Raw genomic sequence first — 5,978 nt, forward strand, 5'->3', positions numbered from 1 at the left:
CGGCAAGCTCGGCTACCACTACAACCACTGCGGGCTGCTGCGCAAAACCATCCTGTCCGACGCGGACATCGGCGCCGGCCGGCACCAGGTACGGGCCGAGTTTGCCTACGCCGGCGGCGGCATCGGCCGCGGTGGCACGGTCACGCTGTACATCGACGGCAAGGCCGTGGGCAGCGGCGCGATCGAGCGCACCCACCCGCTGTACTACTCCTTCGATGAAGGCCTGGACGTGGGCATCGACACAGGGATGCCGGTGTACGAGGGCTATGTCACCGAGCGTGGCAAGTTCAACGGCACCATCCAGTGGGCGGAGATCCAGCTGGACCAGGACGATCACTCGCACATGATCGACCCCGAGAAACACCTGGCGGCGGTGATGCGTCATCAGTAGCAGGCAGACTCGCTGCGGCAGACCGACGGCATGCAAGACGTTGCGGCCAGCTCAATGCAGGCCCGCCAGGCTAAAGCAGCACCTGCCGCGTGCTGCGAAGAAAGCGATGGATCTCGTCTTCCACTGCCTCATCGATCATATAGACCGGCCGCTGGCCATTGGGGCAGCGCAGACGAGGCGTGGTTCCGAACAAACGGCAGATCAGCGGGCGCTCGGCGTAGACCTCGCACCCCTGCTTGCCCAGGTAGGGGCAACTGAGCTCAGCCAGGGCAGCATCACGCTCGGCCTCGCTCTTGATGGGCAGGCGCGCCATTTCCTCGGTCGACACCGTAACCGGACCGCAGCAGTCGTGGCACCCGACAATGCACCGGAAGGAAGGGATCTGATCGCGCAGCCGATCTATCGCGTCGCTGTTTGTATAGGGCATTGCGATGAGCCTCAGCCACACGTCAACGGAAGGCCATTTTACAACCCTGTTGCCCTGCTGGGCGGGCGGACGCGCGCCATGGCGTGAAGCCACCGCCAGGCGCCGATCGCGGCGACGGCCTGGTGGGCTGTCATGCCGCTGCAGGGCCTAGGCTACCACCGGTTCCCGCCCCGGAAGTCCGCCGATACCTACGCCTACCCGGCGACCACTGGGTTCAGGGGCGCATTCAGCACCTGACCTTGTGAGACCATGCGCCGAACAAACGGTCCTTCGCTCCACCGTGCTTCGTAGTCGTCAAGGACACACCCATGCCAGACACCGGCCTGTTCTACATGTTTGAAGTGTGCTGCAGCCCAACGAAAACGGCTCAACATGCCTTTCCTGAGATCGAGTTCATCCGGGTCCAATGCAACACCTGCCGGCATATCTTCAGGGCGACCGAACCGCCGAGTCTGGAAGCGTTCGTTGGCGGAGGCGCGGCTATCACGTGCGCCAAATGCGGAACACGGCAGGCGATCTCGGGGGCGCGTTTTGCTGAATACATGGAGCGCTTCCCGAGCGGCAATTGCGAGGAATACAGGGCCACGGCAGGAGACAGGCCATGACGCCACTCGACAAAGCCATCCGGAGAGAAGTCCAGGTCGGAGATGACACCTACACCGTGACCATCGACCCGACCGGCCTCAAGCTCGTGCTGAAGGGGCGAAGAAACGGGGTGGAACTGCAGTGGACCGAGCTGGTCAACGGCGACGCGGCGTTGGCTGCAGCGCTCCAGGCATCCATAGACGCCAAGTGACGCTCCACCAGACCGAACGCCCCGCCCGGTCACTCCCCGAGCACGCGCGCGATCGCAGCCGCCAGCAAGCTCCGCAGCGTCTCCTTCGCCAGGCCGGGATCGCGCACGGCGCGCATCGCCAGGCCCTCCACCAGCACCCGTAGCAGCAGGATGCGGGCCTGGATATCCCCTTCCTCCGGATCCCGTTCGCGCGCGATGTCGTGATGCCGCAGCCAGGCGCCGATCGCCGCGCTGGTCTGCCGGTCGTGCCGCCGCAATACTTCGGCCACCACCGGGTCACGGTGGGCTTCAGCGGTGATTTCCGCATACAGCGCGACGTTGGCGATGGCATTGCCGGCGGTCTCCAATGTCCCCCCGCGCGCCCACACCTCATGACAACGCAGCAGCCCCTCCACCAGATCCGATGCTGCCGGCATCTGGCCGATGGAGTCYTGGTCATGGGCCAGCTGACGCTCGATCAGCGCCAGGATCAGCGCGCGCTTGTTGGCGAAGTAGCGATACATCAGTCCCTGGCTGATGTCCGCTTCGGCGGCGATCTCGCTGATCGAGCCGGCATGGAAGCCACGGGCGATGAAGCAGCGTTGCGCCGCGTCGAGGATGCGTTGGCGCTGGGCCTCCGCACGGGCCGCGGCAGCATCTTCGGCGGGGGTGCCGGCAAGGGGGTTAAGCGTCATTGCTTGTCGTAGAAGGCGTCCAGTTGACGACGGATGGTACGGCATTCGACAGGTGAATGAACGGTCATTCATCTGTCATTTCACGCGTCCAGACTGCGCCGGCCTTCCCCCCTCCCGCGAACCCATCCGATGCGCCACGCCCAGCTGCACCTCCACCTGTTAGCCCTTGCCATCGCCACCGCCCTGCCCGGCATTGCCCTCGCCAACGACGCCGAACCCGCCGCCGATGCAGACATCGCCGCCCGCGATGTGGTCGCGCTGGACCAGGTCGTGGTCACCGCGCAGAAGCGCGCCACCAACCTGCAGGAAACCCCCATCTCGGTCTCCGTCGTGGATGCCGAAGCCTTGAAGGATCGCAGCGCGATCTCCATCGGCAGCCTCGCCGATGGCTCGATCCCCTCGCTGCGCGTCACCCCGTTCGCCACCCGCAGTTCCGCACTGAACATCGGTATCCGCGGCATCGGCGCGTCCGGCGATGCCAACCAGCCCGCGCGCGACGCCGGCGTGGGCGTTTACGTCGATGGCGTGTTCATGGGCCGCGCCCAGGGCCTGGGCAGCATGCTGTATGACGTGGAGCGCATCGAGGTATTGAAGGGGCCGCAAGGCACCCTGTTCGGCCGCAACACCGAAGGCGGCGCGCTCAGCATCGTCACCAAACAGCCCACCGGCGAGTTCGGCGGCAGCGTCAGCGCGGGCGTGTCCAACTACAGCGGCTACACCACCGGCCTGCACCTGGACCTGCCCAAGGTGGGCGATGTGAGCGTCAAGATCGACGCGGTGCAGGCCAAGCGCGGCGGCACCACCGACAACCCGATGCGCGGCGAGCGCGATTTCAACAGCTACGACAAGCGCGGCGCCCGCATCAGCGCACTGTGGCAGCCCAGCGACACCTTCTCCGCGCTGTATGCCTTCGACACCTCCTATGACGCCACCACGCCGTACCACACCCAACTGCTGGTACCGGGTGCCTTCGTGAGCCCGCTGCAGAAAGCCGGTGCCAGCGAGGATCGCCGCGATTCGTCCATCCTCGGCGGCCCGCAGGAAGACAACATCGGCCGCACCAGCGGCCACCTGCTCAACCTCGGCTGGACCTTGAGCGACACCCTCGAACTGAAGTCGATCAGCTCCTACCGCGAACTCACCCAGGGCCAGTTCGACATGGGCCTGGTCGACGCGATCTCCGCGTACGGCGGTCCGAACACTCCCTTCGCCCGCTACAGCCTTGCCCAGGTCTACCAGCACCAGTACAGCCAGGAATTCCAGCTGATCGGCACCACCTCGCAGGTGCAGTTCCTGGCGGGCGCCTTCTACTATCACGAAACCGCCGGCGACAACGCGCAGACGCCCAACATGCTGCTGTGGGGCCCCGGCGGCAACAGCTACACGCTCAACCCGGCCACCAACCCGTTGAACCTCGGCAACGTGCGCATCGACCGCGCCAGCAAGGCGTGGACCGACAGCCTGGGCATCTTCGGCCAGGCCACCTGGACGCCGGCTTCGCTCGAGCGCCTGCACCTCACCGCCGGCGGCCGCTACACCCGCGATGACAAGAAAGGCAGCCTGTACATCGTCAACGGCGCCGCCACCCACCTGGCCTTCGACGATGCCTGGGGCCGCTTCGATCCCATGGTGAACATCGCCTACGACCTGGGCGAAAGCGCAATGGTGTACGCCAAGTACAGCACCGGCTTCAAGGCCGGCGGCGCCAACTCGCGCTCCACCACCTATACCGCCTTCGCCCCGGAAGAAGTGACCGCATTCGAGCTCGGCTTCAAATCGCAGTTCTGGGACAACCGCGCACGCCTCAATCTGGCCTTGTTCGATTCGAAGATCGAACACAAGCAGATGGACTTCTCGCTGCCCTTCGACCCCAACAGCGGCGAAACCCGTACCACCATGGTCACCACCAACGCGCTCAGCAACGGCAGCTCGCGCGGTGCCGAGCTGGAGTTCAACGTGGTGCCGGTGGACAACCTCACCGTCGGCCTGAACTACGCCTACACCAAGATCGACGCACAGCGCGCCGTCGACCCGTTCGGCGCCGGCGTACAGGTCACCGTGCAACCGCTGCTGGCGCCGAAGAACGCCGGCAGCCTGTCGTTGGACTACCTGGTGCCGTTCGCCAACTTCGCCGCGCTCAAGTTCCATCTGGACGGCAACTGGTCCGACGGCTACTACACCAGCGAATACGACCAGATGCTCACCGACAGCTCGTTCATCGTCAACGCACGCGTGGCCCTGGTGGACGTCCCGCTCAACAGCGCCGGTTCCACCCTGGCTGTCTCGCTGTGGGCGCGCAACCTGCTCGATGAAGAGCACCTGTTCTACAAGCTCAACAACGCCTCCCTTGGCCAGAGCGGCATCTTCAATGATCCGCGCACCTATGGCCTGGACGTCACCGTCACCTTCTGACCGCATGGAGAACCCGATGAAGAACCGAACCGCCCCACTCGCCCTCGCCGTTGCCCTGAGCCTGCCCCTGCTCACCGGCGCGGGCGCAGCGCTCGCACGCGCGCCCGCCGCCGACACCACCAACGCCGCTCCGCGCACCGCCAACGTGCAGCCGGTCGCCGCCGATGCACAGCGCGTCATTCCGCTGCAGGGCGCATGGAACACCCGCACCTTCGTTGGCCTGCAGGGCAGCCAGGGCCCGATCCCGGCCAGCGCGTTCGTGCGCACCTCCGACCTGGGCCGCCTGACCGCCGCCGACCGCGACGCGCTGGCCGCTGCTGGCGTCACCCTGGATATCGACCTGCGCACCGCCGATGAGCAGGCGCAGTCGCCGGACCTGCTGGCCACCGATGCGCGCTTCGCCTACCAGCGCACCTCGCTGATGGGCACCGAGAAGATGGACCTGCAGAAGATGATGACCACCTTCCCCGATTCACTGGGCGCGGCCTACGTGCAGTGGCTGGACCACAGCCAGCCGCAGTTCAAGCAGGTCTTCCAGCGCATCGCCGCCGAGCGCGACGGCACCGTGCTGTTCCACTGCACGGCCGGCAAAGACCGCACCGGCATCATCGCCGGCCTGCTGCTCGACCTGGCCGGTGTCTCGCGCGCGGACATCGTGCACAACTACGCCATCTCCGCGCACTACCTGGAGGGGCAGCCCAAGGACAGCGCGATGAACGCGCAGATCATGGAACTCATCAAGCAGAACCCGGAGATCGGCAGGAAGATGGCCGGCATGGCGGGCACGGCGCCGGAGAACATGGAGATGTTCCTGGCGGCGCTRCATAAGCAGTATGGCGGCGCGGAGGGCTACCTGAAGTCCATCGGCGTGAGCGAGGCGGAAATCGATCAGCTGAAGGTGCGGCTCGGTCAGGCGGGTTGAGTAACCCGGGCAAACCTGGCCAACCGATAGAAAGCACAAGAGCCCTGGATAATCCGGGGCTCCTGCGTTGCCTGCACTTCCGGTCGCACGACACCCCCAGGTGCGGTGGACGCTCTCCCGTGCCTTCCAGCGTTCAGACCGGAATGCGCCGCCTTGCACGCGCCTATGTCGATCACAGCGTGTGCCATCCAACGCGTCGATGCCGATCAGGGAACCGACGATTCCAGCTCTTTCATTCGTCGCTTCTGCAGGTACAGCACCATCACCGCCAGCACCGCGGCCGACGCGCCCGTCAGCGGGATGGACGCCAATGACGCATAACTGATCGTGAGGCCGCCCAATGCACCGCCCAGCGC

The 5,978-nt window shown here is 65.8% G+C and carries 6 protein-coding genes and 1 pseudogene; 5 read left to right on the forward strand and 2 right to left on the reverse strand.

Annotated features, from left to right (window positions below; all coding sequences use genetic code 11):
- Positions 1 to 391, forward strand: a pseudogene (locus ACXJKH_RS12790) (arylsulfatase); the annotation flags it as partial.
- Positions 392 to 461: 70 nt separating this feature from the next.
- Here ACXJKH_RS12790 and ACXJKH_RS12795 read toward each other — a convergent pair.
- A complete protein-coding gene (locus ACXJKH_RS12795) occupies positions 462 to 818 on the reverse strand; it encodes a YkgJ family cysteine cluster protein (RefSeq protein WP_457319761.1) in 357 nt (118 codons plus the stop codon).
- A 308-nt stretch (positions 819 to 1,126) separates the two neighbouring features.
- Here ACXJKH_RS12795 and ACXJKH_RS12800 point away from each other — a divergent pair, with 308 nt between their 5' ends.
- Both ACXJKH_RS12800 and ACXJKH_RS12805 read left to right on the forward strand, forming a co-directional pair.
- Positions 1,127 to 1,423 (forward strand): hypothetical protein, encoded by a 297-nt coding sequence (locus ACXJKH_RS12800; protein WP_457319763.1) that lies wholly within the window; start codon positions 1,127 to 1,129, stop codon positions 1,421 to 1,423.
- Positions 1,420 to 1,614, forward strand: a complete 195-nt coding sequence (locus tag ACXJKH_RS12805) for a hypothetical protein (protein ID WP_457319765.1) — start codon at positions 1,420 to 1,422, stop codon at positions 1,612 to 1,614. Before ACXJKH_RS12800 ends, ACXJKH_RS12805 begins: the two co-directional genes overlap by 4 nt.
- A 29-nt stretch (positions 1,615 to 1,643) precedes the next feature.
- Here the strand turns inward: ACXJKH_RS12805 and ACXJKH_RS12810 are convergent, their stop codons facing one another.
- On the reverse strand, positions 1,644 to 2,288 hold the full coding sequence (locus ACXJKH_RS12810) for a TetR/AcrR family transcriptional regulator (protein WP_457319767.1): 645 nt from the start codon (positions 2,286 to 2,288) through the stop codon (positions 1,644 to 1,646).
- A 129-nt stretch (positions 2,289 to 2,417) separates the two neighbouring features.
- On the opposite strand from ACXJKH_RS12810, the gene ACXJKH_RS12815 reads away from it, so the two are divergent.
- Together ACXJKH_RS12815 and ACXJKH_RS12820 are read left to right on the forward strand one after the other, a co-directional pair.
- On the forward strand, positions 2,418 to 4,700 hold the full coding sequence (locus tag ACXJKH_RS12815; protein WP_457319769.1) for a TonB-dependent receptor: 2,283 nt from the start codon (positions 2,418 to 2,420) through the stop codon (positions 4,698 to 4,700).
- A gap of 16 nt (positions 4,701 to 4,716) precedes the next feature.
- Positions 4,717 to 5,622 (forward strand): tyrosine-protein phosphatase, encoded by a 906-nt coding sequence (locus ACXJKH_RS12820; RefSeq protein ID WP_457319771.1) that lies wholly within the window; start codon positions 4,717 to 4,719, stop codon positions 5,620 to 5,622.
- The last annotated feature ends 356 nt before the right edge of the window (positions 5,623 to 5,978 follow it).

The organism is Stenotrophomonas sp. P5_B8 (assembly GCF_054049855.1).